The following is a 367-nucleotide window of genomic DNA, read 5'->3' on the forward strand; positions in this document are numbered from 1 at the left end:
GTCCGGCATTGAACTCCAACAGTCCGGCCACAATGCGCATCAACGTCGTCTTGCCGGCGCCGTTTGGCCCCAGCAAGCCGTACACGCCGGAGAGGGTGAGGGAGACATCGGATAAAATCGGCTTCTTTTTCACGATTTTCGTCAATCCTTCAATGACGACCGCCAACGCCGTTCACCTCCTGCATCATCTCAAAGATGCGGTCCCATGTCCAACCGTCATCCATGTTCGCATACCATGTCCGCAAACATCGTTGCTTTTGGTCGACATCCAGCGGCTGAAACGCTTGATAAATGGCTTCAATTTGCTTCTTGACGGATGACGGCTGCGACTCGAACCACTCACTTTTGGAGCTCCAGTCGATCACCG

Annotated in this window: 1 protein-coding gene and 1 pseudogene; both read right to left on the reverse strand. The window is 54.0% G+C overall.

The window, feature by feature from the left end:
- A partial coding sequence (locus tag VU18_RS15385; RefSeq protein ID WP_047758425.1) for an ATP-binding cassette domain-containing protein occupies positions 1 to 166 on the reverse strand: 166 nt, incomplete at its 3' end.
- Positions 150 to 367 (reverse strand): annotated as a pseudogene (locus VU18_RS15390) (ABC transporter permease); the annotation flags it as partial. The gene VU18_RS15385 and the pseudogene VU18_RS15390, both read right to left, overlap by 17 nt.

The sequence above is a fragment of the Geobacillus sp. ZGt-1 genome (genome assembly GCF_001026865.1).
Taxonomy (GTDB): domain Bacteria; phylum Bacillota; class Bacilli; order Bacillales; family Anoxybacillaceae; genus Geobacillus; species Geobacillus thermoleovorans.